Raw genomic sequence first — 23,895 nt, forward strand, 5'->3', positions numbered from 1 at the left:
AGCGGGCACGGGGCGGGGTGGGGGTCGCCGGTGATAGTGACGGGGCTGGCGGCGGCGGCGGGACTGATGGCGGGGTTCATATGGTGGCAGACGAAGGCCAGGTCGCCGATGCTGGAGCTGGCGCTGTTCAGAAACCGGACGTTTTCAATAGGGGCGACGGCGGGATTCATATCGTTCCTCAGTGGGTCGTCGGTGTGGTTCCTGATGCCCTTCTATCTGCAGAAGGTGCTAGGGTACAACCCGGGGGCGACGGGGCTGATTATGGTGGCCAGCGCAGCGTCCATGGCGGTTATGGGCCCTATAGCGGGGAGGTTGTCAGACCGCTACGGGCACAAGATATTCAACGTGAGCGGGGCCCTGATGATATCAGCGGGGCTGTTTATGGTAACTCGATTGACGGAGGCGTCCAGCCTTGGGCTGGTGGTGCCGGCGCTGGTGATGCATGGCCTGGGGAACGGGATGTTCCAGGCGTCCAACCATAGCTCGATGCTGGGCGCAGTGGAGCCGAAGAGGTACGGAGTAGCATCAGCGTTTGTGAATTTGAATAGGAACACGGCGTCGGTGACGGGAATAGCTATCGCGACGACGATAGTGGTGGTAACCATGGGGAATATGGGGTATGAGCCGAGCCTGGACGCGGTGTCGGAGGGCGGCGGGGTGGGAGTGGCCCACGCTTTCACGGTGGGGCTACAACGAGCGTATATGATGGCTGGTGTGGTGATGCTGGTAGGGATGGTGCTGACGCTGTTCAAAGGGAAGCAGGAGGAGCCTACCGGGAAGGCCGCGGTGGCGCCAGTGGCGGGGGAGAAGACGGCGGAAGCCCACGGGACGTCGGACTGAGCGGAGTTACCGTTTGTCTAGAGTGGCTGCGAGTAGACCCTACCACCCTTCCCCGACCCCCTCATTCTAACCTTCCCTCCCGATTGGCATCGGGATCTCGGATTGATATGACTAAAGGAGTTCGACCTCAAGGTGGGAAGGAACCAGAGGGGGAAGTCTCTGAGATCGCTTGTGCCTGACAGACGGCGCGTACTTCCAGGGTTTACCCCTCATCTCGCCACGGCGAGTCTTCGACCTGCGCCTTCTCCCGGAAGGGGAGAAGGAATTTCCTTGGAAATAGAATTAAACGTAGCTCGCCTGCCGAGCTGCTTGGTGCTAGGCTAAGCCGCGCCGATGCCCAGTTCGCCCATTAGCCAGAAGTCCGATTATAAGTGGCTTGTTTTCGCGACGGTGGCTATGGGTTCGCTTTTGCCGTCGCTGGACTTTGGGAGCGTCAACATCGCCCTGCCTACCATTGGGGACGAGTTCGGAAAGTCGATTACCACGGTTCAGTGGGTGACCCTGGGGTACGTAGTGGTCCTATCGACTATGCTGCTGCCGATGGGGAGGCTGTCGGACGTTTACGGGCGGAAGAAGGTTTACATTCTGGGGTTTGCGGTCTTTGCCTCCACGTCCACGCTGGCGGGGTTTTCACCAAGCCTGTGGGGAATTATTGGGCTGAAGGCGGCGTCCGGGGTGGGAACGGCGATGGTGATGGCCAACGGAATAGCGATTCTAACCACTACCTTTCCGGCTAGCGAACGGGGTAAAGCCGTGGGAAGCCACATGGTGATTTTGGCTGTGGGCACGGCTATGGGGCCGGTGATAGGGGGCGCGCTGGTGGAGGCGTTTGGATGGCGGTCCGTATTCTTTGTTAACTTGCCTATCGCCGTGGCTGGTATCGCAGCAGCCTTGGCGCTGCTGGACACAGACCGGCTGTCGATGCAGGGAGGAGCGGAGCATCGGGGGAGGCTCGATGGGCTGGGGGCGGCGCTGTCGGGCGGGGCGGTGCTGTCGATATTGCTGGGGCTGGGCAATGGACCTAGGGCGGGGTGGGCGTCGTCGGAAATTGTGGCGGCGCTGGCGATAGGGACGGGACTGACGGGGGCTTTTGTGTGGTGGGAGAGGAGGACGGCGTCGCCGATGCTGGACCTGAGCATTTTTCAGAGCAGGATATTTTCGGTAGGGCCCCTGACGTCTTTTGTCTGTTATGTAGGAGCGGCGTCGGTGTGGTTTTTGATGCCGTTTTACCTGCAAGGCGCGCTGGGATATTCGCCAGGGCAGGCCGGGCTGATAATGATTGCCAACGTGGGCTGCACTGCAGTGACAGGGGCAATGGGAGGATGGCTTTCCGACCGGTACGGGCAGAGGCGCTTTATAACAGCGGGGGCTGCTATCTCCGGAGCGGGGCTGTTTATGATGTCTAGATTTTCAGTGGATTCGGGGTTGGGGCTGATAGTCTCCGCGCTGGCGCTGCAGGGATGCGGGATGGGTATGTTTGTGTCCAGCAACCAGAGCGCTGTTCTGGGAGCGACGGCGGCTTCTAAGCTGGGTGTTGCGTCCGCATACATTAACCTGACGCGCAATTTGGCGCAGAATACAGGAGTGGCGCTGGCTACAGCGGTTGTAGCGGGCACGATGGCGTCTATGGGGTTTGAGGCGAAACTGGAGCCGGGGAGCGGCGCACAGGGAGCTGCCGGCGCTTTTACGGAAGGCTTAACGCGGGTCTATCTTGTGTCGGCGTGCATTTTCGCCGCAGCGGTGGCACTGACTGTGATGGTCTGGAGGCAGGAGCGAGGAACGAGGGAGGGGGACGTGGCGAAACAGCAGATGTCGGAGAGCGGGAGCAATCCGGCTAGCGGGGCGGCAGGATAGTTAAGAAATGAAGGGCGCGCTCGGCAGCGGCGGCGACAAGGTCGTGGGCGCGGCGGATACTCTCCCGTATGGGCATAGGGCGGTCGGCGATACAGGCGATGGCATCGATGCCGTGTTTGTACACCTCCTGGTAACCTTCACCGAGGCTGGCGGCCAGGGCGATGACGGGGACGCCTTTGGCCTTGGCGCGGCGGGCGACGCCTATGGGGGCCTTGTTGAAGACGGTAGAGGCGTCAATGCGGCCTTCGCCGGTGATGACAAGGCTGGCGCCTTCCAGCTTCCTGTCGAGGTCTAGGGCGTCGCAGACGATATCGATGCCGGAGCGAAGCTCGGCGCCGGTAAAGGCCATGAGGCCTGCGCCGAGGCCACCGGCGGCGCCGGCGCCCGGGCGGTGGGCGAGGTCTTTACCGAGGGACTTTTTGATGACATCAGCGTAGCGCTGGAGGGCCTTGTCCAGGGCTTCCACCATAGGGGCTGTGGCGCCCTTCTGGGGGCCGTAAACGGCGGAGGCGCCCTGGGGGCCGCAGAGGGGATTGGTGACATCCGTAGCGACGGTGATGCGAGCCTGTCCCAGAACTGGATGAAGATTCGACACGTCGATGGAGTCCAAGGTAGCGAGAGGGAGGCCGCCGGGAGGCAGCTCATAGCCCTGCTTGTCGAGGAACCGGACGCCGAGGGCGGAGGCCATGCCGGCGCCGCCGTCGTTGGTGGCGGAGCCGCCGATGCCGATGATGAAGCATCGATAGCCCTTATCCAGGGCTTCTTTGATTAGCTCGCCGGTGCCGAGGGTTGTGGTGTGCCGTGGGTCGCGGCGGCCCTGGGGAACAAGGACGAGACCGGAGGCCTGAGCCATTTCAATGACGGCAGTCTTACCGTCGCCCATGACGCCCCAGTGGGCTTCGACAGGCTCGGAGAGGGGGCCGGTGGCCTGGGAGGTGAAGGTGCGGCCTCCAGAGGCGTGGATGAGGGCTTCCAGGGTGCCGTCGCCGCCATCAGCGATGGGGAGGAGGTGGCATTGGGCTTGGGGGAAGACCTGGAGGACGCCTTGTTGGATAGCCTGGGCGACCTGGGGGCCAGAGAGGCTGCCTTTGAAGGCCTGGGGAGCGATGAGGACTTTCATGGGGGAATTATACAGTGCGAATGATAGACGCATGTGCCGCGCTAAACTTGCTCTGGTACAATGCGGCCACAAGAAGGGGAGGCAGGCCATGGCGTCCAAAGAGCACTTGAAGCAGCGGGTTAGCGCGGCGATAGACCAGCACGGGGAGGAGATAGTCCGCATAGCAAAGACGATACTGGAGAAGCCGGAGACGGGGTTCAGGGAGGTGAGGACGTCTAAGCTGGTGTCGGACGCGTTCAAGAAGATGGGGATCAAGCATAGGAGCGACCTGGCGCTGACGGGGGTGAAGGGGGAGGTGAAGGGAGGGTCGGCGGGGCCGTCGGTGGCGGTGCTGGGGGAGCTGGACTCGCTGATTGTGTCTGACCATCCGCATGCCGACAGGGAAACCCATTATGCCCACGCCTGCGGGCACCATTGCCAGATTGGGATGATGCTGGGGGCGGCCTACGGGCTGATGGACCAGGATGTCCTGCCGAGCTTAGCCGGGAGGCTGGTGTTCATGGCGGTGCCGGCGGAGGAGTACATAGAGATTGAGTGGCGGGACGAGCTTCGTAGGGTGGGGAAGCTAGAGTTCCTGGGGGGCAAGCCGGAGATGATTGGGATGGGCGAATTTGACGATGTGGACATGGCGCTGATGTGCCACACCACCAGCACAACTAACGAGGGAAAACTGTGCATCAGCCATACTAACAACGGGACCATCGCCAAGCGGATCCAGTTCATCGGGCGAGTGGCGCATGCTGGCGGCGCGCCGCATCTGGGGATCAACGCTTTGAACGCGGCGTCGCTGGCGCTGATGGCGATACACACAAATCGAGAGACGTTTAAGGATGACGATACGATTCGAGTACACCCAATCATTACAAAAGGCGGTGAGGTGGTGAACGCGGTGCCAGCGGACGTAAGGATGGAGACCTTTGTCCGCGGGGCCAACTTGGAGGCGATACTGGACGCCAACAAGAAGGTAGACCGGGCGCTGCGGGCGGGGGCCATGGCCGTGGGGGCGCAGGTGAAGATTACGACGATTCCTGGCTACATGCCCTTGAGGCAGGACTCGTTAATGATGGATATGTTCAAGCACAACGCCGTGGGCCTGGTGGGAGAGAAAGAGATAGGGCATCGCCGGCATGGGACGGGGTCGACGGACATGGGGGATATTAGCCAGATTATGCCGGCGATACACCCCTACGTCGGAGGCGCCACGGGCCTAAGCCATGGCAGCGATTATGTGGTGCGGGACTACAACCTGGCGGTGGTGACGGCGGCGAAGTCGCTGGCGATGACGGTGGTGGATTTGCTGTCGGAGGGGGCGGAAGGAGCGCGACAGGTGATGTCTAAGCACAAGGTAGCAATGACGAAGGAGGAGTATTTGAAGGTGATGCGGGGCCTGTCCAAAGAGGAGCTTTTCAATCCCGAAAGGATGGAGGGCTAAGGCATGGCGCTGAACAAGGAGGAACTGAAGCGTAAGGCGTGCGAGGCCATTGAGCAGAGGAAGCCCGAGCTGCTGGCTGTAGCGAAGAGGATACTGGAGAACCCGGAGACGGGATTTCATGAATTCAAGACATCGAAGCTGGTGGCGGAAGAGTTCACAAAGCGGGGGATATCGCACAAGAGCGGTCTAGCGTTGACAGGAGTGAAGGGGTGGATAGAGGGGGGCGCCGGGCCGGGGCCCCGGGTGTCGATCATTGGCGAGCTGGACTCGCTGCTGGTGCCGGAGCACTCGACGTCGGACCCGACGACGGGGGCAGCGCACGCCTGCGGGCACCACTGCCAGATAGGGATGATGCTGGGGGCGCTGGCGGGTTTGCAGGCGCCGGAGGTGCTGTCCCAGCTATCAGGCCGGATTGTGCCCTTCGCGGTGCCGGCTGAGGAGTTTGTGCAGGTGGAAAAGCGGATGGCGCTGCGGGACGAAAAGAGGATTGAGTTCCTGAGCGGGAAGCAGGAGCTGATCAGGCTGGGGGAGTTCGACGACGTGGACATGGCGATTATGTGCCACACGGCCAGCGACCTGGGGAAGAAGAGCTTTGCCGTGGGCGGGACCAGCAATGCCCACGTGGTGAAATATATTCAGTTTCTGGGCAAGGGGGCGCATGCGGGAGGGTCGCCGCACGTGGGGATTAACGCTTTGAACGCGGCGGCGTGGTCGTTGATGGCGATACACGCGAATCGGGAGACATTTCCAGAGTCGGAGACGGTGCGGATACATGGGATTATAAATCGTGGGGGAGAGTCGGTGAGCGCGGTGCCGTCGGACATACGGCTGGAGTGGCGTGTGAGGTCGGGGTCACCGGAGGCGGTGGCGAAGAACAGCGAACGAGTGGACAGATGCTTCAAGGCTGGCGCGATGGCGGTGGGAGGCAGGGTCAAGATTACGAATATCCCGGGCTACATGCCGCTGAAGCACGATTCGACGCTGCAGAGGCTGTTCAAAGAGAACGCAGAGCGGGTGGTGGGACACGAAAGCGTGCTGCAGATGCCATCGACGCGGAACCGGGGCGGGTCTACGGATATGGGGGACCTGAGCCAGATAATGCCAGCATGCCATCCGTACACGGGCGGCGCGACGGGGGCGGGGCATAGCAAGGAGTACACGATTAAGGACTACGAGGCGGCCGTGATAAACCCGGCCAAGATTATGGCGATGGTCGCTATCGATTTGCTGTCGGAGGGGGCAGCAGGGGCGAAGGAGGCGCTGAGCGGGTGGCGGGCGTCGATGACGAAGGAGCAGTACCTGTCGTTTCAGAGGGAGAGGGCGAGGGAGGTGGAGTTTGACGGCGGGAGGGAGTAGAGAAGGGGTTATCAAGGTCCGTTTGCGAGTCTGGGTGTCGGTTGCTAAAATCCAGGCGTTGCGGCCCCAGAGTTAGGCCGCTTTCTTAGGAGGCGAAGGTTATGTGGACGTGCATACATTGCGGCACGAATAACGCGTCGGGTGGAAGCGAGCTGTGCTCGCATTGCGGCAAGAGGAAGGACCGCACACTGTTGTGGAACTGCGCGTTCTGCGGCGAGGAGAACGGGCCACTGCGGAATGTGTTTTGCGGGAAGTGCGGGAAGCGGAGGCAGGGGTAACAGGCTAAGCCCGCGTTTATTTGCGTTTGTGGCCTCGATGGAAATCTAGGCCTTTTGTTTTGGGGCGAGGACGGTTTGAAGGAATTCAACGTTTGCCCCACAATGTAACGCCATGACCACAAAACCGCTCAAGCCCCGCATCGGCGCCCTCCTTCCTACCCGCGGCCTTCTTATGGAGGGTCCACAACCTCATAACGCTGACCTTATCCTCAATATGGCCCGTGCCATCGAAAGCGCTGGACTCGATTCTCTATGGGTTGGCGACAGCCTCACCGCCAAGCCCCGCCTGGAACCCCTCTCCACTCTTGCGGCCCTGGCAGGCATCACCCGTCGAGTCCGCCTGGGCACCGCCGTAATGCTTGCCGCGCTGCGCCACCCTGTCTTATTGGCGCAGACAGCCGCAACGGTGGATCTCATCTCCGGGGGCAGGCTGGTCCTGGCGGTGGGCGCAGGCGGGGCCTTCAATGCCGAGCAGCAGAAGGAATGGCAGACCGCCGGTGTCAAAGCATCACAACGAGGCCGGCGACTGGAAGAGGCTATGGAGGTTGTGGGCCGCCTTGGAACTGAAGCCCGCGTCACCTTTCACGGCAAGCACTTCCACCTGCAGGACGTGGCCATGTCGCCGCGGCCCGTCCAGCCCGGCGGCATACCGCTTCTTTTTGCCTGCCACCTGCGCGCCGAGCGGCCCGCGCAGTTCGACCGGGCCGCCCGCATCGGCCATGGCTACATTACTATTTCCGAGAACCCGCAGGGCTTCGAAGAGATCGGGCGTCGAGTTAAGGAGCGCGCAGCGGTTCATGGCAAAAACTTCGATACTATGCAGAAGGTCATCTACATGACCGTCAACCTGAACCCGGACCGTCGACAGGCCCTCGACGAGTCCGACCGATATCTAAAGCTCTACTATGGGGTCAACATCTGGCGCGACCTCTGGGGTCCGTGGGGACACCCCGACCTCACCACCCAGCGCATCCGCGAATTTCTCCAGGCAGGCGCCACCACGGTCATAGTCCGGTTTGCCGCCTTCGACCAGGAGCGGCACCTGGACTCCTTCCTCCAAAACGTCTGGCCGAACTTCCGAAAATAAAGGAGGCTTAGCTCTTGTACCCTATAGACCTCTCCGGCAAAAACGCCATCATTTTCGGCGTGGCCAACGACCGCAGCATCGCCTGGCATGTCGCCGAGGCGCTACACAAGGCCGGCGCGCGCCTGGCTATCGCCTACCAGAACGAACGCCTCCTCAGCCGCGTTCAACGCCTCACCCAGGACATCCCCAACACCCTCCTCCTCGAATGCGACGTCTCCACAGACGCGGCCATCGAAGCCGTCTTCCAAAAGGCCGCCTCCGAATTAGGCAGCCTCCACGCCATGGTCCACAGCATCGCCTTCGCCCAGCGCGAGGACCTGGAGGGCGATTTCTCAAAGACCAGCCGCGGAGGTTTTCAAAAGGCCCTGGAAATCAGCGCATACTCGCTCATACCGCTGGTGCGCCATGCCGCGCCGCTGATGAAGGACGGCGGCAGCGTCGTCACCCTCACCTTCGAGGCCTCACAGCGCGTTTATCCCGGCTACAACGTTATGGGCGCCGCCAAGGCCGCCCTGGAAAACGAGGTCCGGCAGCTCGCCTACGAGTTCGGTCCTCGCAGCATCCGGGTCAACGCCGTTTCGGCCGGTCCTTTGGAGACGCTGGCTGCTCGCGGCATCCACGGCTTTCTGGATATGAAGAAGGTCCACGCCGAGCGGGCGCCCCTGCAGCGGAACATCACCCACGACGAGGTAGGCAAGGCCGCCCTCTTCCTCCTCAGCGACCTTGCCAGCGGCGTCACCGGCGCCGTTCTTCCCGTGGATGCCGGCTATCACATAATGGGCGTCTAAATCGCGCCTTCGACAGCCTGCCAAGCGGGAAAACCCCCATAAATTTTTTAGGGTTTTTACCCTGGTGTGGGGATGCTGAAGGCCCCAAACTAATACCTGCCGATCCACAGATGACCAATCAGGAATGGAGCCTTCCGTGAGCTTGAAAATCCTTGTTGCTGACGACGAAGCCAGTCAAAGAGAGATTATGAAAGCCTTCCTGGTGCACCTGGGCCATTCCGTTCTCCTGGCTGCCGACGGTGAAGAGGCGGTCCAGATGGCCCAGGAGTCGCGTCCTGACGCCGTGTTTTTGGACATGGTCATGCCAAGGATGAACGGGCTGGACGCTTGCCGCACTCTCAAAATCAACTCGGAGACTAAGGATGTCAAAGTTGTGATGCTGACCGCTATAGTGCAGCAGTCGGTGGTCAAGCTGGCTAAACAGAACGGCGCCGACGCGTATCTTGCTAAACCTATAGGCCTCCAGGATTTGGGCGGCATCCTTAATATTCTTTTCAAGTCAGTGGTGAAAACTCCAGCAGGTCAAAGGTCTTAACCAGCTCGCGACGCTCGCGGTATCTCTGAACTACCACGGCCAGCAGGTATTGTCTTTCGGTTTAGAGTGGCCCCTCGCGCTCTAATTACGCGAGTAATGTCGGTGGTAACTAGGCAGGCCCCGCTTCTCGCGCCGCCCTCCTCCCCGGCTCCGCCCCGTTCCCCGATACCCTGGCCCCCGGCTTCCCATTCACCCCAAAGTTCTTCCAGTACAGCTTCGCGTATACGCCCCCCAGCGCCAGCAACGACACATGGTTCCCCTCCTCCACAATCCGGCCCTGGTCCATAACGATAATCCGGTCCGCGTTCCGCACCGTGGATAGTCGATGCGCTATCACCAGCGCTGTACGGCCCTTAAGTACCCGGTTCAGCGCCTCCTGTATAAGCATTTCCGTGTAGCTGTCCACCGAGGCCGTCGCTTCGTCCATGATGATGATTCGAGGGTTAAAGGCCATGGCCCGCGCCAGGGCGATGAGCTGCCGTTGGCCGGCGCTCAGGTTCCCGCCTCGCTCTTCCACCGTGGCGTCGTAGCCGCCCTTCATACGCATAATGAAATCATGGGCGCCTACCGCCTGTGCCGCTCGTACCACCTGCTCGTCTGTGACGTCAGAGTGGCAAAACTTGATGTTGTCTTTTATAGTGCCCGAAAACAGGAACGGCTCCTGCACCACCGTTCCCATCTGGTTCACCAGGGACGTTCGGTCCACGTCCCGCACGTCGATGCCGTCAATTGTCACCCGGCCTCCCGTAACGTCGTACAGCCGCAGCATCAGCGACGCCAGAGTTGTTTTGCCCGCCCCTGTGGCTCCAACGACCGCGATTGTCTCCCCGGGACGAATCTTGAGGTTCACGCCTTTCAGGACCTCTATCCCTGGCACGTAGCTGAACCGCACGTCCTCAAAAGCCACCTCTCCCCGGATATGAGGCATCTTCTGGGCGTTGGGCTTGTCCACCACCGTGGGCGGGTCCGCCATCAGTTCGAAGATGTGCGACCCGGAGGTCATGGCCCTCTGCATCTGGGTATACTGCATGGTCAGATTGCGAATAGGCTCAAAGAAACGTTGGATATAGAGGGTAAAGGCTACCACTACGCCGACTTCCAGCGACCCGTCGATGACCATGAAGCCGCCGAAGATTATCGCCAGCGCAGTGGATATTCCCGACAGCACCTCCACCGAGGGCATCAGCGCCGCCGACAACCTACCCGCGTTCAGGTTGGCGTCCAGATGGTCGTTGTTCAGCTTGTCAAATTGCCGCAGGTTCTCATCCTCGCGGTTCAGGCTCTGGATCACCCGCATGCCTGATATATTTTCTTGCAGGTTCCCGTTTACAATCGCCAGCGTACGCCTCACCCGCATAAATCTAGGCCAGGAGTTCACTTGCCACTTGCCCGCGATTAGCAGAAGCACCGGCAGCACCGACATGGTTATCAGTCCCAGCTTCCAGTCCATCAGCACCATAGCCGCCACTATAGCCACCAGCGTCAGCACGTCGGCGATGGTGATGGCGATCTGCGATAGGAACTCCTGCACCTGACCCACATCGTTCTGGATGCGGGACATGATCCGGCCCATCTCTTCCCGGTCGTAATAGCTCATGGACTGGGCCTGCAAATGGGCAAACATATCGTCCCTAAGGTCCACAAGAACACTTTGAGATACCCGGGCCATGGCGACTTGATGCACGTAGTTCGACACATAATTGATGGCTATGTTGCCGAAAAACAACATCACCCAGAAGGTCAGGCCGGAGGCACTCCTGGCATAGAGCGCCTGGTTTATGGCGCGCTCCACAATCCACGGGGTCGCCACTACCGTGGCCACGTATATCAAAAGCGTAGCGAGGCTCAGAACCACCAGCGGCTTGTACGGCGACGCGTAGCTGAGCAGGCGCAGCAGTATGCGGTAGTCTCGCATGCCGCCGCGCCGTTCGTCGATGGCATCCGCGCGGGTCAGCACCCGCCATCCGCCTCCGCCGCCACCCATCATAGCGGGCGCACGCTCCTATTTGGATTAGTTGTTCCCGTCATCGCTTATGGAAGCCTCCAGCAGCACCTGCTCCGACGGCAGTATCTGCAATTCGTAAATCTGCTTGTAGAACCCCTCGCGGCTGATCAGGTCGTTGTGGGCACCCCGCTCCACTATCTCCCCGTCCTTCAGCACCAGAATCTGGTCCGCCAGCCTCACGCTGCTCACCCGGTGGGCGATGATAAATGTAGTGCGGCGCTTCATCACTTCTTCCAGCGCTTTCCGAATCATCCCCTCCGTCTCCACGTCCACGCTGGATGTCGAATCGTCGAGAATCAACACCGGCGGGTCCAGCAAGAGTGTCCGAGCAATGGCCAGCCGCTGGCGCTGCCCGCCCGATAGCGTCACCCCCCGCTCGCCCACCAGCGTCTCATACCCCTGGGGCAGCGACTCGATGAACTGATGCAGCTGCGCAGCTTTAGATGCCTCAATGATCTTTTCTAGGGTGGCGTTGCTGGCGCCGTAGGCGATGTTCTCTTTGACGCTGGCGTGGAACAGGAACACGTCCTGGAACACCATCCCCACATTCCGCCGCAAGGACTCCAGGGTCACGCCCCGAATATCCATGCCATCGATGGTGATGCGGCCCGTCGTGGGGTCGTAGAAACGCGGTATCAGGTTCACAATCGTCGTCTTGCCACTGCCGGCGGCGCCAAGTATCGCCACCTTCTCACCAGGCTTGGCCGTGAAGCTGATGTTTTTTAACGCCGACTGGGCCGGGTTGTATCCAAAGGACACGCCATCGAACCTCACCTCGCCCTTCACACCGGCCATCTCCTTGGACACGTCCTCGTCGTCCACCGGCGACTGGGAGTCCAGCAACTCGAAGACACGTTCTCCCGAGGACAGCGCCCTGGAGAAGGTGTTCACGGCCATGCCCAGCATCCTCACCGGCATCACCAGCAGGCCCAGGTACAGCATGAACTGAGTCCACTCGCCCGCTGTCAGGCTGCCGTCGATGACCCATCGCCCGCCTAGCAGTACCACCAGCCCCGTGGCGATAAGATATACGAAGGTTAAAAACGACGAGTTGGTTACTCTCAACTTGTTGGCGGCATAGGTGTCCTCCGCCACATTGGCGGAGTGTCCGTGGAACTTGCTCTTCTGAGATTCCTCCGCCCCAAAGGACTTGACTACGCGCATTCCTGTCAGATTCTCCTGAAGCGCGGTGCTCATCTCTCCCGTCTCTACCTGTACCCTATTCCATATCTTGCGCATCTTCCGCCCCGCAGCCGCAGATGTGTAAACGGTGGGCGGCACGCACGCCAGGCTGATGAGCCCAAGCTGCCAGTGGGTTATTATGAGCAGCGGCGTGATTCCAGCTATCAAGATAACTAGCTGGACAAACCGCACCAGGCCGAAGCTGATGAACTGCCGTGTGCTTTCCACGTCGTACGTAACGATGGACATCATGTCGCCGGTCTTGTGCTGGTCGTGGAAGGCAAAGCTCATGCCCTGGAGCTTCTTCAGCAGCGTGTTGCGCAGGACATACGACACTTTGGCAGACAGCGCTTCCGAGAAGAAGGTCTGGCCGTAGCTGAAAAGCCCTCGCAAGGCGCTCAGTCCCAGGATCAGCAGGGCCAGCCAGACCAGCTCAGTCTTGTCGCGTTCAGTCAGAGCGTGGTCCACCGCCCCGCCGATGAGCCACGGTATAGCTAACGCCAGAGCGTTGGCGCCCAACAGAGACACCCACGCCCAGAAAAGGTACTGCTTATGGTCCAGCCCGTATCGGGCCAGCCGCAGGAGGACTCTCATTGCCGCCATTATAGACCCAGCCTCTTCCCCTTGCCATGCGTCCTTCCCACGAATTCCTAATGTGCTAGCTCGGATTAAGAAAATCCTCTTTAAGGAGGCCTGCGGCACGAGGGCTTCAGCCCAATTTCGGAGGGATAAAGACCCCCTTGTCTCCTACCTTCTTCCTCCAGCCGGTGCTAGAATTTGCTTACAGACCAGAGAACATCACCCATGCAAATGCCTTTTTCTATTCGCCACCTATCGGAGGCCGACATCCCCGCCGTCGCCCAAATCGAAAGGGAAGCCTTTCCCACGTTCTGTCCGGCTACCTCTTTCAAACGCGAGATGCAGAACAAGCGCATCTCCTATCTGGTGGTTTCCAGCGCCATCCCAGCCGACGGACCAGACCTATCTGTCCCTCAACCCGCCGGCGTCGCGGCCAGCGCTCCGAGGGGACCTTTACCCCTCCGGCTTATCCACAGCTTCAAAGGCCTCCTGAAGCAGCCAAGGCCCGTGGAGTCTCCTCCCAGGGACACGCCGCTGGGTTTTGTCAGCATCTGGTTTCTCACTGACGAGGCGCACATCACCGCCATCGCCGTGAGAGAAGCCTGGCGAGGCCAGGGCCTCGGCGAGATCCTACTCATCGGCGCTTTTGAAGCGTCCTTCCAGCGCAAAAGCCGTGTGATGACCCTGGAAGTGCGGGTCTCCAACAGCCCGGCCATAGCTCTCTATGAGAAGTACGGCTTCAAGCGCGTGGGGATTCGCAAGGGCTACTACACGGATAATAGGGAAGACGCCGCCATTATGACCACGGAACCTCTCCAGGCCGCCATCTTTCGAGAGCGATTCGAAGAGCTGCGAAAGGTCTGTTTCGAGCGGCACGGCGCTGTGGATATCTCTTTTACTCCTCAGCCCCACTAGCTTTCCTTTAGTCCTATCTTTTCGTCCAGCCTTGTGTTGACCCTCCTATATGCCATTGGTAGAATGGCCCCACTTTAGGTCCACGGCTAATCAATGAAGGTAATTGGGCTTACTGGAGGCATTGGAACTGGCAAAAGCGCAGTCGCTCAAATCCTTCAGGAACTGGGGGCCGTACTCATCAGCGCCGATCGCCTGGGCCATGAGGCATACAAGCCTAACACCGAGACTTGGCGCAAAGTGGTGGATGCCTTCGGCCCGCAAGTGGCCGCTCCGAGCGGTGAAATCGACAGGCGGCGATTGGGCGCCATCGTCTTTGCCGACCCCAAGGCCCTTAAGAAACTTAACGCCATTGTCCACCCACAAATTAGGAGGCTGGCGGAACAAAAATTAGAGGAGCTACGCAAACAGAAAATTGATACAATAGTCGTTGAAGCCGCGCTGCTCTTTGAAGCAGGCTGGGATTCCCTGGTGGACGAAGTGTGGGTTACCTACGCGCCGGAAGATATAGTCCTGAAAAGACTCCAAGTCAGGGACGGCCTCACTAAGCAGGAGGTCCAAAACCGCATAAAATCCCAAATCCCCTTCGACGAGCGCGCGAAGCGAAGTAGTGTTATCATCAATAATTCGGGAACGCCTGAGCAACTGAGAGAGCAGGTCCTAAAACTCTGGGTGAGTCGTCAAAAGGAAGGCACAAACAAGAATGGCTAGAGATAACGGCGCTGGGTTCAACCAGTACCAGATTGAAGAGTATTTTGTCGCTTCAGAGCCCTACTATGTCCCGCTGAGCGACGAAGTGGAAATCTTTGAGGCGGCCTTTGCCGGCAAGATCCCCATAATCCTCAAGGGACCCACGGGCACCGGCAAGACACGCTTTGTCGAATACATGGCCTGGAAGCTCAGCCGGCCCGTCACCGTTATCAAGAAGGCAAGCAAGGCGACCCGCAACGGCGAAGGCCTTATCCCCCTTGTTACCATTGCCTGTCACGAAGACCTTACCGCCAGCGACCTGGTTGGCCGCTACCTCCTGGATGCTGAAGGCACCCGGTGGATGGACGGTCCCCTCACCCGCGCTGTCAAAGCCGGGGCTATCTGCTACCTCGACGAGATTGTCGAGGCACGCAAGGATACCACTGTTCTTATACACCCGCTGGCCGACCACCGCCGCGTACTGCCCGTCGAGAAGCAGGGCTTGGTGCTGGAGGCGCACGAGGGCTTCCAGCTTGTTATCTCTTACAACCCCGGCTACCAGAGCGCCCTCAAAGACCTCAAGGAGAGCACCCGCCAGCGCTTCATCGCTATTGAGTTCAATCCCCCGCCTAGGGACCAGGAGACGGAGATTATCCTTAAAGAATCCGGCTGCTCCCGCCAGCAGGCCCAGTCTCTGGCCAAACTCGGCGAGAAAATACGCAATCTTGCCGACCATGGTCTCAAGGAGGCCGCGAGCACCCGTGTTCTCATCTACGCCGGCAAACTTATGGCCAATGGCATCTCTCCGCGCCGCGCTTGCCAGGTGGCCGTGGTCTGGGGCATCACGGACCAGCATGAGGTACAGCGCAGTGTTGAAGAGGTTGTCTCTTCAATCTTTGAATAATCCCTTGTTCACAGACCTCACCTTAAAAAATCTCCACCAACTCTTGGCCGGCAGAACACCCGCGCCCTTGACTGACCCCGCGCGCAGCCCCGCCGCCGTCCTCCTCCTTCTCTACCCCAAAGACGGCCAGTACGTAGTCCACTTCCAAAAGCGTTCTCAGTTTGTGCAGCGCCACAAGGGCGAGGTCTCCCTCCCCGGCGGCGTCCCCCATGCGGAAGACCCTGACCCCCTTGCAACGGCCCTGCGCGAGACCTATGAAGAGTCCGGCGTGCTACCCCAGGATGTGACCATCATCGGCCAGATGGACGACGTGCCTACGCGCACCGGCTATGCCCTCAAGGTGTTCATCGGCACCATATCTTACCCGTACTCTTTCACCGCCAGCCCCGCTGAAGTGGAGGAAGTGCTGGAAGTGCCCTTGCCGGTTCTTCAAGACCCCGCCAACTGGCGGGAGGAAGTTAGATGGCAGAACGGAAAGACTGTTAAGGGCTACTCTTTTGCTTACGGCCCGCATCTCATCTACGGCGCGACCGCTAAAATTGTTGAGCAGTTTCTGGGCTTGATATCCACGGTCCAGCAGAACGGGAGAAGAAAAATTGGAGCAAGAAAACCAGTCACCGCTTAGCCAGGCCCTGGAAAAGCTCCCCGTTCCCCTTCAGGAGGAGTATCTCAAGGCCTCCGCCGCTCTTAAACTGGCCTTCAAGGACGACGAACTGACCGCGTGGGCCAAGGAAGGCGTGGACATGGCTACTCAGACCGCCCGTTCCTGGGAGGCGGCCCTGGAGTACTTCAAGGTCAGTCCAGAAGTAGCCAAGTTCCTCCCCTTTTCAGCCTTCATCCAGTGGTCTCGCAGCGGCGCTTACCTGGCGAAAGACTCGCCCTCGCTATCCATCGGCTTCTTCCGAGCCAGCCCTGAAATCGTCCCCAACCTCCGACCCCAGCACATCGCGCGATGGGCCGGCCTGGGTCGAAATATGTATAAGGGCACATGGAAGTCCAGCACCCTGGCCATTAAATTTTTTGAGCTAAGCCCCTCCTTAGTGAAGAATCTCTCCTTTTGGGACGTGGAGGTCTTCGCGGGGTTTCTGGAGGCCCTGTCCAACCGTTCCTACGACCTGGCCGGCGAATGCCTGGTCCTGGGCAACGAGACCCTGGCCGACATGGGCGCCGAGCGTGAAGCTTTTCTGTCCCTCTGCCGCACTCTGACCGATACTAACTGGCGCGAAGTTAAAGGCTGTTTTGAGGTCGCCGGCAACGCCCTCCCCCATATCGAGGACAGCCAGCGCAGCCGATTCCTCAATCTCGCCGAGCACCTGGCCCGGGAGGGCGCTAAAGACATCCCCGCCTTCCTGGTCAAAGGCGCCACCGCCTTGGGCAAAATCAAGTCCGCTTCCCAAAAACACATCCTGGACCTCTGCGACACGCTGGCCGCCATCTCGCCCGAGGCCGTTCACGCCCTCCTTAAAAGCCTGGACCCGGTCCTCAACAAGATCACTCTGGAACAGGTCGATGTGTGGTTCGAGCGCGGCGTCCGCCTTCTTAAGGAGAACCCGGAAGGCGGCCTTGCCTACTTCCGCCTCGAGTCCAGCACCTCCGAGCAAGTGCTGGACAGCCTATCCTCCAGCGTCGAATTGGAGCGCGTGGAAGGCGTTCTCAAACTCTACTGCTGCGCCCTCTCCGGCGCAGATATGGAGGTCTCCGAGACTGCCGACCTGGTACACAAGGGCATTGGCTGGGTTTCGGAAAACCAGGCCACTACGGAGGGTACCAAGGTGTTCCTTCCTCCCATTGTGGACCTCTACCCCGCTAAAAATGAGAACTTCTCATGGTATAAAGTTGTCTCCACACACCAGGTGGCCCACCTGGAGTTCGGCAGCTTCTACTTTAGCTTTGACCACCCCGCCGTCCTCTTCAAGGACACTCGGCAGAAGCGCTTGGAGCGGCTAAACGCCCAGCCCCAGGAGAAAAAGCCCCTGGATGTGCAGGTTGAGGCTGATGACGAGTCTGGACAGGAGACCTGGATTACAGATATTGGCCGCTTCTTCAATCTCATGGAGGACCGCCGCCTTGGCCTTGATCTCTTCACCATCCTGGAAGACGGCCGCCTCGACGCGCGGGTCAAGGGCGAGTACCGCGGTATTGTCTCCAGCTACAAGCGTGTCCAAGGCAGCGCTTTGGAGGGCCGGCCTGCCATCTTAGACCTGCCCCTCCGGCAGGCCATGGTGGAGGTCCTGGTCCGCTTCAGCCTTGACCAGTACAAGGGGATTCCTGTGCCCAAGGACTACGCCAAGGCCGCCAAAGTCCTGGCTAAAATCCAGCGCCGCCTTCTTAATATCGCCGCCGCCGTCGAGGACAGCTCCGAGGCTACTCTCCGCGCCTACGATATCATCTCTCGAATCCCCAACCGCCAGGAAGACTCGGAGGAGTTCGAAAACCAGGACTTCGACAGCGACGAAGAGTTTTCGGAAAACGAGCTATCGGAACTTATTAAAGAGCTGGAGAACATGCCTGAGAAGGGCGACCAGCAGCCTCAGGAAGACCAGGAATACGAGTCGCCGGAAGACGTGGACTTTCGCGGAGAGTTCAAGCCTGAGCTGGTGCAGACCCTGAATCGAATGCGCGGCAAAGGCCTCCCCGGCGAGCAGGCGAAGGAAGGCCTCACTAAAGAGATGCTGGAGCAGCTCCTTCAGAACAACCCTGAGCTGGATATGGAGTCCAATCAGGACGAAGCCGCCTTCGCCGACATGCTGGCCCAAAATCTTATGCACGAGGCTGGCATGGCCCAGGCCACCGCCCAGCCCGGCAAGGGCTACGGCCCCATTGCCCATGTCGACGAGCAGGGTGGCTCCTTGGAGGCTAAGGAACCCAAGACCTTTGTTTATGATGAGTGGGACTTCCGTGCCGATGACTACAAACCCAAATGGTGCATTGTTCGAGAGAAGGTCGTCGACGAAGGGGATATACAGTTCTACGGCGACACTATGCGCAACTACGCCACTCTCCTTAACGACGTCCGCCGCCAGTTCGAGCTGGTCATTCCTGAGGGCTTTCGCAAGCTCCGCCGCCAGCCCGACGGCGAGGAGTTTGACCTGGACGCCGCCATAGAGGCCGTCATAGACCGCCGCAGCGGCATCACGCCATCAGAAAAGGTGTACTGGTTCCGCAACAAGCAGGAGCGGGACGTGGCTGTGGTCTTCCTCCTGGACATGAGCGCCTCCACCGCCGAGGCTATTGACGAAGGCCGCCCCTCCCACAACGACCACGACGCCCCAGACGATCCCGTCGAGTACATGATGTGGCTCAGGTCCCGCCGCGAAGGCATGGTGCGCCGCAACTACAAGCGCATCATCGACCTAGAAAAGGAGGGCGTCGCCCTTCTTATGCAGGCCCTAGAGTCCATCGGTGACCTTTACGGCATCTACGGCTTCTCAGGGTACGGCCGTGAGAACGTGGAGTTCTACGTCATCAAGGACATCGATGAAGATTTCAGCGATAAGGTGAAGCGCCGCATCGACAAGGTCAGCCCGCTCCACGCCACTCGCATGGGCCCCGCCATCCGGCACGCCACTACCAAGCTGGTGCGTCAGGAGGCCAAGACCAAGCTGCTGTTCCTTATCAGCGACGGCCGTCCCCAGGACCGGGGCTACAGCCGCGAAGGTGTCGAGAAGGAGTACGCCGTCCACGATACCCACATGGCGCTGGTGGAGGCCCGAAAGCACGACATTATCCCCTTCTGCCTCACCGTGGACAAGTCCGGCCACGACTACCTCAAGACTATGTGCGGCGACATGAGCTACGAAGTCCTGGACGAAATCTGGACCTTACCTCAGCGCCTGCCTCAGCTTTACCGCAAGCTGACCGTCTAGCTGCCTATCCGGGACAGAATTGTGCAAGGTGGGTATACAAAGCGTTGATGTATTCGCCTTGTATTAGTACCATTGCCTTGTAATAGGAGACATGCAATGAAAACCCCAACAAAGGAAATTCTTGCCTCTGTCAGTAAGAGAGGCCAAGTAACCATTCCCGCTGAGGTCAGGCGTCTAATAGGCGTCAAAACTAAAGGAAAGGTCTCTTTCAAAATCAAGGGAGACCAGGTAATCATAACCAAGCCTGCCTTCACTCTTGAAGAGGTCTACGGCTCAGTTCAATTCCCTAAAGGGCCCATCGACTTCAAGGAGTTGACGCGAGATGCGTGGGCCGAGAAGCTTGTCAGAGACTTTAAAAAGTTTCAAAAGAAATGAAACTGGTCGATGCCAATATCTTCATAAGATACATCACGGGAGATGATGAGCAAAAAGCGCTGGCCTGTTATAACTTATTCCAAAGGATCCAGAATGACCAGGAAGAGATTCTTCTTACTGAAAGCATCCTGACCGAGGTCGTTTATATCCTTTGGTCCAGAAGTCTGCCTTATAGATTGTCCCGTCAAGACATTCAGGCCAGGCTTCAGCCCATATTATCCCTAGACAATCTTAGGCTAGATAATAAACGCATTTTTCTTTATGCCCTAGACCTGTTTTCTGTCTACCAGCTTCTCGATTTTGAAGACGCTATCCTCGCCGCTCGAATGGAATACTTAAACATTACTGAAGTCATTAGCTACGACCAGGACTTTGACCGTGTGCCGGGCCTGAAGCGTGTAGAACCCTAGCCATCTCTCAGCATCTTTTGTAGCGCCACCAGAACCGAGTTCACAGACCTGTACTTTACCAGGTAGCGTCTAGGCGGCAGCTTCAGGCTCAGCCCTTTCACCTTCCCGTTAATGCTGATGGCCCCGAAGACTGTCCCTACAGCCTTCCCCTCCATCTCCGATGGGCCCGCCACGCCCGTTATTCCGACACCTATATCCGCCCGCAGCAAATTTCGCACTGTCTGCGCCATGGCCTCCGCCGTCTCCGCGCTTATTGCGCCGTAACGCTCGATTATCTCTGAGGGTACCCCGGCGGCTATCTTCGCCTCGTTGGTGTAGGAGACCACGCCGCCTTTGAAATACTGGGAGCTGCCAGGGACGTTGGTAATGGTGTCTGCCAGCATCCCACCACTGCACGACTCCATGGCCGCCAGTGTCATACCCCGCTCTCTCAGCGTCTTACCTACCGCCTCCTCAGGCGTCTCGTCATCATAGCCCCAGATATGGGGGCCCATGATGGCGATGATACCCTCCTCCACCGGCTTTATCATATCCCTTGCCTTGGCCTCGCTGGTCCCGCGGCAGATAATTCTCAGATGGATTCCGTCGTGCTTAGCGTAAATGCCCAGGTAGGGGTTCTCCAGCCCGAAGTATTTTGACACCCGCTCCGCCACCTCCGCCTCGGACATATCGGTGGTCTTGATGTTACGCGAGATGATGATAATGCCTTTAGCCCGCTCCTTAAGACGAGGGGCCACCAGGGTTGTCCACATGTTCTTCATCTCGCCCGGCGGTCCGGGCATACAGATAATGGTCTTATTGTTCTTCTCCACCCACCACCCTGGGGCTGTCCCTTGATTATTGGCTATGGCCTTGCACGATGGGATGAGATTGGCCTGCTTGATATTTCGAGGGGGCATCTCCATGCCTCTGCCTTTGAACCACTTTCTCAAGTCCTCCACCAGGGCCAGGTCCGGCTTCATCTCCTCGCCGAGCACACTGGCAATGGCTTCGCGAGTTAAGTCGTCCTGGGTGGGTCCAAGGCCGCCGGTGGTAATGATCACGTCCGCCCGCTTGAGGGCCCGGGAGAAGGCGTCCGTGAGGTCGGACATATCATCGCCTACCTGGCTTATCCAGTGAAGAGTGACGCCCAGCGCCGGCAACTGCGACGCTATGTACGCCGCGTTGGTGTCCGTGATCTCTCCCATAAGCAGCTCGTGGCCTATAGAAAATATTTCGCCCTTCATATTCGTTTTCTTTTCCTCAGTCTGACCTGACGACTAAGTATAGTGCCTCTGGATTTATGACTTCAAATTTAGAGCGCAGCGGACTTAGGGCTAATTTCAGCTACTCTTGACCTTCCACCCTCTCCCTTATCTTCCCTATCAGCGCGTCCGCCGACTCCGCCGAAAGCTGAAAGGCTTTTCTGGGAGTCGGCGCGCTTGTCAGGTAGCTCCAGAAGGCCTGCCATACACGTTCCCGCATCTCGTGTGCGCCGGCCCTTGCCCAGGCAGATAGGTACTGGCGCGTAAAACGGTCTGCTATCTGCTCTATGGAATGGCCGTCGCCCGCAAGTTCCGGCGTATCGGAAATGATAGCGGCCCATCTAGCGGCATCTAACAGCCCTTCCTGCATGGCGGGCCTTTCTTGCAAATTGACGCGTTATGCCGGCACGGGCGGGTACGGAGGCTCGTTTATGAGGCGGTTGATTACGTCAACCCAGGCCGAGTTGACTACGTACAGCACATTGGTACCGTGAACCTTTACGTAATAGCCGGTGGCGTCAGGAGTGGCGTCGCCGATGTGGACGTCTACCGCTTGATTCCTTGACGTGGCCACATGAATGGATGTCTTGGGGGGTGCTACGCCGTAAGAGGTGAAGTCTATGGTCTGGCCTTCCGGCGGTTCGATCAGCTTGGTGGTGGTGGGCCCGCCGAGAAGGACAGGTATGCCACCCCATCGCTGTACATCCACGCCTACCATGCCACGCTCGGTATCGTCGATAAACCACTCATCGCCTTTCCGCAGGAAGGTGATGGTCTCTTCGCCTCGGGTAACTACCACCCGGTTTAGCTCTGAGCTGCTCAAGCGGTACAGTCGCGACCCGCGGTCCGGCGTGTCGCCGCCCCTCAGCACCTGGGTTATAGCCACCAGGCCACCGATGACCACCAGCAGCACTACCAACAATAGCGTTAGCCTTACATTCATCTCCAGGTCTCCTTACCGACGCCGCCAGTAGGCTATTACGCCGCCAATGGCCATTAGGGTCGGCAGCAGGAACCAGCTAGTGAATCGAACAACGTCAAACTCGTCAGGTGTGGCCAAAAATTCCCGCTGCGATAGGAGCTTAGGCCGAATGTTTATGAGAGAAACATCTCCGGTCAGCTGATTTACCGAGTTCACGAAAATATCCTGATTACTGACGCCGCTGAAATCGCGGTTCGACGCGAAGTCCGCGTCGCCGAAGACTATCAGCGAGGCCTTCTGCACGTCCGCGCTGGCCTCTGTGGATATCTCCTCTCCTAGAGGCACAATCCCATCCACTATAACTCCCAGGGAAAACGGCCCCTTTGTATCTACGTTAGGGTCAGGTTCTGTCCGCAAAGGATCCTTGATCAACCAACTATTCGCAGACGTGCGGCCGATGCCCTGGACATTAATTATGGGCGCTTCCTGGCCCTCAGCGCCTACCGCTATGACATACCGACCAAACTGGTCTTCCTCCAGGGTCACAACCCTGGTGGAGTACCTCTCTCCGCCAATGGTTACGGTGGGCAGCGTTCCGGACACCGACACCAGGGGCGCCGCTCCCGGGTAGTAGGTCCTGTCCAACCCGTGGGCCAAATCCAAAGAGGGGTTATGCTGGCTTATGAGCGGGGTCCTCACATCCGGCCTTACAAATTCCGACGTGTCTACCACCGTTCCGTCCGACAGGCTCACGCCCCAGGAGCCTATGAACTGGCGGAAGCTCTCCGGCGTGTTCTGTTCCAGCAGGAGAAGCATTCTGCCGCCGGACATCAAATACTCCTTGAGGGCGGTGACCTCCTCCCCAATCAAATCGCGTCTGGGGTTGGCCACCACAATCAGGGCAGGCGACACCTCGGTGGGGGTTTGGCCCTCTTGCTCCTCCGGCTGGCTGCCTCTTTTAACCAGCTTCTGTCTTTGAAGGTCCAGCTCTGATACTTTGTAACCTTCTTCCAGTAAAGCCGCAGCCGCCTGGGAGTATCCGCCCTCTCCCGCTTCAAGCCCAATACCCCTTTCGCCATGGCCCACCAGGAAGGCGACATCCTTTTCCTCATCGCTGGTCACCACCAGCAGGGGTGTGACAAAGGCCTGCTCAAGCCTCTGATTGGCTTCAAAGAAACGGGTCCCTGTCTGGGGGTCAAAGTCCACCACCTGGGCCGCTATAGCCAACGACGTCTCGTTGGAGTCCTGGTTGATAAAAGCCACCTGTCCAGGTCCAGTCACACCGTACTGCCGCGCCGTATTCGGCTCTACGTCCGGGTCTACTATACGATAGGAGAACTTGTCGGACCTAACCTCGAACTCGTGGAGCATATCGTCCGCCAGCTTGAGGGGCGCAGCTTGTTCTTGGGAGTCCTTGTCGAAGAACGCTATGGCTTCCACTGGCTGCGGGAGGTCTCTCAACACCTCAAGGGTTCGCGGCGCCAGGGTGAACTGCTTTGTGCTGGTCACGTCCCAC

At 59.1% G+C, this 23,895-nt stretch carries 21 protein-coding genes; 14 read left to right on the forward strand and 7 right to left on the reverse strand.

Annotation, left to right across the window (positions count from 1 at the left end; genetic code table 11):
• Both FJ320_09715 and FJ320_09720 read left to right on the forward strand, forming a co-directional pair.
• A partial coding sequence (locus FJ320_09715) for an MFS transporter (GenBank protein ID MBM3926238.1) occupies window positions 1-840 on the forward strand: 840 nt, incomplete at its 5' end.
• Window positions 841-1,173: 333 nt separating this feature from the next.
• On the forward strand, window positions 1,174-2,694 hold the full coding sequence (locus FJ320_09720; GenBank protein ID MBM3926239.1) for an MFS transporter: 1,521 nt from the start codon (window positions 1,174-1,176) through the stop codon (window positions 2,692-2,694).
• Here the strand turns inward: FJ320_09720 and FJ320_09725 are convergent.
• On the reverse strand, window positions 2,675-3,814 hold the full coding sequence (locus FJ320_09725) for a glycerate kinase (GenBank protein ID MBM3926240.1): 1,140 nt from the start codon (window positions 3,812-3,814) through the stop codon (window positions 2,675-2,677). The two genes, FJ320_09720 and FJ320_09725, sit on opposite strands and share 20 nt — an antisense overlap.
• 88 nt (window positions 3,815-3,902) lie before the next feature.
• Between FJ320_09725 and FJ320_09730 the strand changes: the two genes are divergently transcribed.
• The 5 genes from FJ320_09730 to FJ320_09750 all read left to right on the forward strand — a co-directional run bounded on the left by FJ320_09730 (window position 3,903) and on the right by FJ320_09750 (window position 9,290).
• Window positions 3,903-5,246, forward strand: coding sequence for an amidohydrolase (locus tag FJ320_09730; GenBank protein MBM3926241.1), 1,344 nt, complete (start codon window positions 3,903-3,905; stop codon window positions 5,244-5,246).
• A gap of 3 nt (window positions 5,247-5,249) precedes the next feature.
• Window positions 5,250-6,602, forward strand: coding sequence for an amidohydrolase (locus tag FJ320_09735; GenBank protein ID MBM3926242.1), 1,353 nt, complete (start codon window positions 5,250-5,252; stop codon window positions 6,600-6,602).
• Window positions 6,603-6,992: 390 nt separating this feature from the next.
• Entirely contained in the window at window positions 6,993-7,967 is a 975-nt protein-coding gene (locus FJ320_09740) for an LLM class flavin-dependent oxidoreductase (GenBank protein ID MBM3926243.1), read from the forward strand.
• Window positions 7,968-7,981: 14 nt separating this feature from the next.
• Window positions 7,982-8,755 (forward strand): enoyl-ACP reductase, encoded by a 774-nt coding sequence (locus tag FJ320_09745; GenBank protein MBM3926244.1) that lies wholly within the window; start codon window positions 7,982-7,984, stop codon window positions 8,753-8,755.
• Window positions 8,756-8,879: 124 nt separating this feature from the next.
• Entirely contained in the window at window positions 8,880-9,290 is a 411-nt protein-coding gene (locus FJ320_09750) for a response regulator (protein MBM3926245.1), read from the forward strand.
• Between the two features lie 109 nt (window positions 9,291-9,399).
• Here FJ320_09750 and FJ320_09755 read toward each other — a convergent pair whose 3' ends face one another.
• Entirely contained in the window at window positions 9,400-11,277 is a 1,878-nt protein-coding gene (locus tag FJ320_09755) for an ABC transporter ATP-binding protein (protein ID MBM3926246.1), read from the reverse strand.
• Window positions 11,278-11,301: 24 nt separating this feature from the next.
• Entirely contained in the window at window positions 11,302-13,080 is a 1,779-nt protein-coding gene (locus FJ320_09760; GenBank protein ID MBM3926247.1) for an ABC transporter ATP-binding protein, read from the reverse strand.
• 201 nt (window positions 13,081-13,281) lie between these two features.
• On the opposite strand from FJ320_09760, the gene rimI reads away from it, so the two are divergent.
• The 7 genes from rimI (at window position 13,282) to FJ320_09795 (ending at window position 20,213) form a co-directional block, all read left to right on the forward strand.
• Complete coding sequence (gene rimI / locus FJ320_09765; GenBank protein ID MBM3926248.1) at window positions 13,282-13,971, forward strand: ribosomal-protein-alanine N-acetyltransferase; 690 nt, start codon at window positions 13,282-13,284, stop codon at window positions 13,969-13,971.
• 93 nt (window positions 13,972-14,064) lie between these two features.
• Window positions 14,065-14,679, forward strand: coding sequence for a dephospho-CoA kinase (locus tag FJ320_09770; GenBank protein ID MBM3926249.1), 615 nt, complete (start codon window positions 14,065-14,067; stop codon window positions 14,677-14,679).
• Complete coding sequence (locus FJ320_09775) at window positions 14,672-15,562, forward strand: CbbQ/NirQ/NorQ/GpvN family protein (GenBank protein ID MBM3926250.1); 891 nt, start codon at window positions 14,672-14,674, stop codon at window positions 15,560-15,562. Before FJ320_09770 ends, FJ320_09775 begins: the two co-directional genes overlap by 8 nt.
• On the forward strand, window positions 15,453-16,187 hold the full coding sequence (locus FJ320_09780; GenBank protein MBM3926251.1) for a CoA pyrophosphatase: 735 nt from the start codon (window positions 15,453-15,455) through the stop codon (window positions 16,185-16,187). Before FJ320_09775 ends, FJ320_09780 begins: the two co-directional genes overlap by 110 nt.
• The gene (locus FJ320_09785) at window positions 16,159-19,428 is read left to right on the forward strand and encodes a hypothetical protein (protein MBM3926252.1); all 3,270 of its coding nucleotides are present in this window, start codon (window positions 16,159-16,161) and stop codon (window positions 19,426-19,428) included. Before FJ320_09780 ends, FJ320_09785 begins: the two co-directional genes overlap by 29 nt.
• Window positions 19,429-19,524: 96 nt before the next feature.
• Window positions 19,525-19,803, forward strand: coding sequence for an AbrB/MazE/SpoVT family DNA-binding domain-containing protein (locus FJ320_09790; protein ID MBM3926253.1), 279 nt, complete (start codon window positions 19,525-19,527; stop codon window positions 19,801-19,803).
• Window positions 19,800-20,213, forward strand: coding sequence for a type II toxin-antitoxin system VapC family toxin (locus tag FJ320_09795; GenBank protein ID MBM3926254.1), 414 nt, complete (start codon window positions 19,800-19,802; stop codon window positions 20,211-20,213). The genes FJ320_09790 and FJ320_09795 overlap by 4 nt, the downstream gene beginning before the upstream one ends.
• On the opposite strand, the gene FJ320_09800 is transcribed toward FJ320_09795, so the two are convergent.
• The 4 genes from FJ320_09800 to FJ320_09815 form a co-directional block, all read right to left on the reverse strand.
• The gene (locus FJ320_09800; protein MBM3926255.1) at window positions 20,210-21,439 is read right to left on the reverse strand and encodes a competence/damage-inducible protein A; all 1,230 of its coding nucleotides are present in this window, start codon (window positions 21,437-21,439) and stop codon (window positions 20,210-20,212) included. The genes FJ320_09795 and FJ320_09800 overlap by 4 nt on opposite strands.
• A gap of 100 nt (window positions 21,440-21,539) precedes the next feature.
• Window positions 21,540-21,845 (reverse strand): hypothetical protein, encoded by a 306-nt coding sequence (locus FJ320_09805; GenBank protein ID MBM3926256.1) that lies wholly within the window; start codon window positions 21,843-21,845, stop codon window positions 21,540-21,542.
• Window positions 21,846-21,854: 9 nt separating this feature from the next.
• Window positions 21,855-22,400, reverse strand: a complete 546-nt coding sequence (locus tag FJ320_09810) for a DUF4340 domain-containing protein (GenBank protein ID MBM3926257.1) — start codon at window positions 22,398-22,400, stop codon at window positions 21,855-21,857.
• Window positions 22,401-22,412: 12 nt separating this feature from the next.
• Window positions 22,413-23,895 (reverse strand): hypothetical protein (locus FJ320_09815; GenBank protein MBM3926258.1); only part of this gene is annotated, 1,483 nt, incomplete at its 5' end.

The organism is SAR202 cluster bacterium (genome assembly GCA_016872285.1).
Taxonomy (GTDB): Bacteria; Chloroflexota; Dehalococcoidia; order Lucifugimonadales.

What these genes read in the sequence shown, in the direction of transcription:
- FJ320_09720 (MBM3926239.1), top strand. Translation starts at nt 1,174, where the DNA reads ATGCCCAGTTCGCCCATTAGCCAGAAGTCCGATTATAAGTGGCTTGTT.
- FJ320_09725 (MBM3926240.1), bottom strand. Translation starts at nt 3,814, where the DNA reads ATGAAAGTCCTCATCGCTCCCCAGGCCTTCAAAGGCAGCCTCTCTGGC.
- FJ320_09730 (MBM3926241.1), top strand. Translation starts at nt 3,903, where the DNA reads ATGGCGTCCAAAGAGCACTTGAAGCAGCGGGTTAGCGCGGCGATAGAC.
- FJ320_09735 (MBM3926242.1), top strand. Translation starts at nt 5,250, where the DNA reads ATGGCGCTGAACAAGGAGGAACTGAAGCGTAAGGCGTGCGAGGCCATT.
- FJ320_09740 (MBM3926243.1), top strand. Translation starts at nt 6,993, where the DNA reads ATGACCACAAAACCGCTCAAGCCCCGCATCGGCGCCCTCCTTCCTACC.
- FJ320_09750 (MBM3926245.1), top strand. Translation starts at nt 8,880, where the DNA reads ATGGAGCCTTCCGTGAGCTTGAAAATCCTTGTTGCTGACGACGAAGCC.
- FJ320_09755 (MBM3926246.1), bottom strand. Translation starts at nt 11,277, where the DNA reads ATGATGGGTGGCGGCGGAGGCGGATGGCGGGTGCTGACCCGCGCGGAT.
- FJ320_09760 (MBM3926247.1), bottom strand. Translation starts at nt 13,080, where the DNA reads ATGGCGGCAATGAGAGTCCTCCTGCGGCTGGCCCGATACGGGCTGGAC.
- rimI (MBM3926248.1), top strand. Translation starts at nt 13,282, where the DNA reads ATGCAAATGCCTTTTTCTATTCGCCACCTATCGGAGGCCGACATCCCC.
- FJ320_09770 (MBM3926249.1), top strand. Translation starts at nt 14,065, where the DNA reads ATGAAGGTAATTGGGCTTACTGGAGGCATTGGAACTGGCAAAAGCGCA.
- FJ320_09775 (MBM3926250.1), top strand. Translation starts at nt 14,672, where the DNA reads ATGGCTAGAGATAACGGCGCTGGGTTCAACCAGTACCAGATTGAAGAG.
- FJ320_09780 (MBM3926251.1), top strand. Translation starts at nt 15,453, where the DNA reads ATGGCATCTCTCCGCGCCGCGCTTGCCAGGTGGCCGTGGTCTGGGGCA.
- FJ320_09790 (MBM3926253.1), top strand. Translation starts at nt 19,525, where the DNA reads ATGAAAACCCCAACAAAGGAAATTCTTGCCTCTGTCAGTAAGAGAGGC.
- FJ320_09795 (MBM3926254.1), top strand. Translation starts at nt 19,800, where the DNA reads ATGAAACTGGTCGATGCCAATATCTTCATAAGATACATCACGGGAGAT.
- FJ320_09800 (MBM3926255.1), bottom strand. Translation starts at nt 21,439, where the DNA reads ATGAAGGGCGAAATATTTTCTATAGGCCACGAGCTGCTTATGGGAGAG.
- FJ320_09810 (MBM3926257.1), bottom strand. Translation starts at nt 22,400, where the DNA reads ATGAATGTAAGGCTAACGCTATTGTTGGTAGTGCTGCTGGTGGTCATC.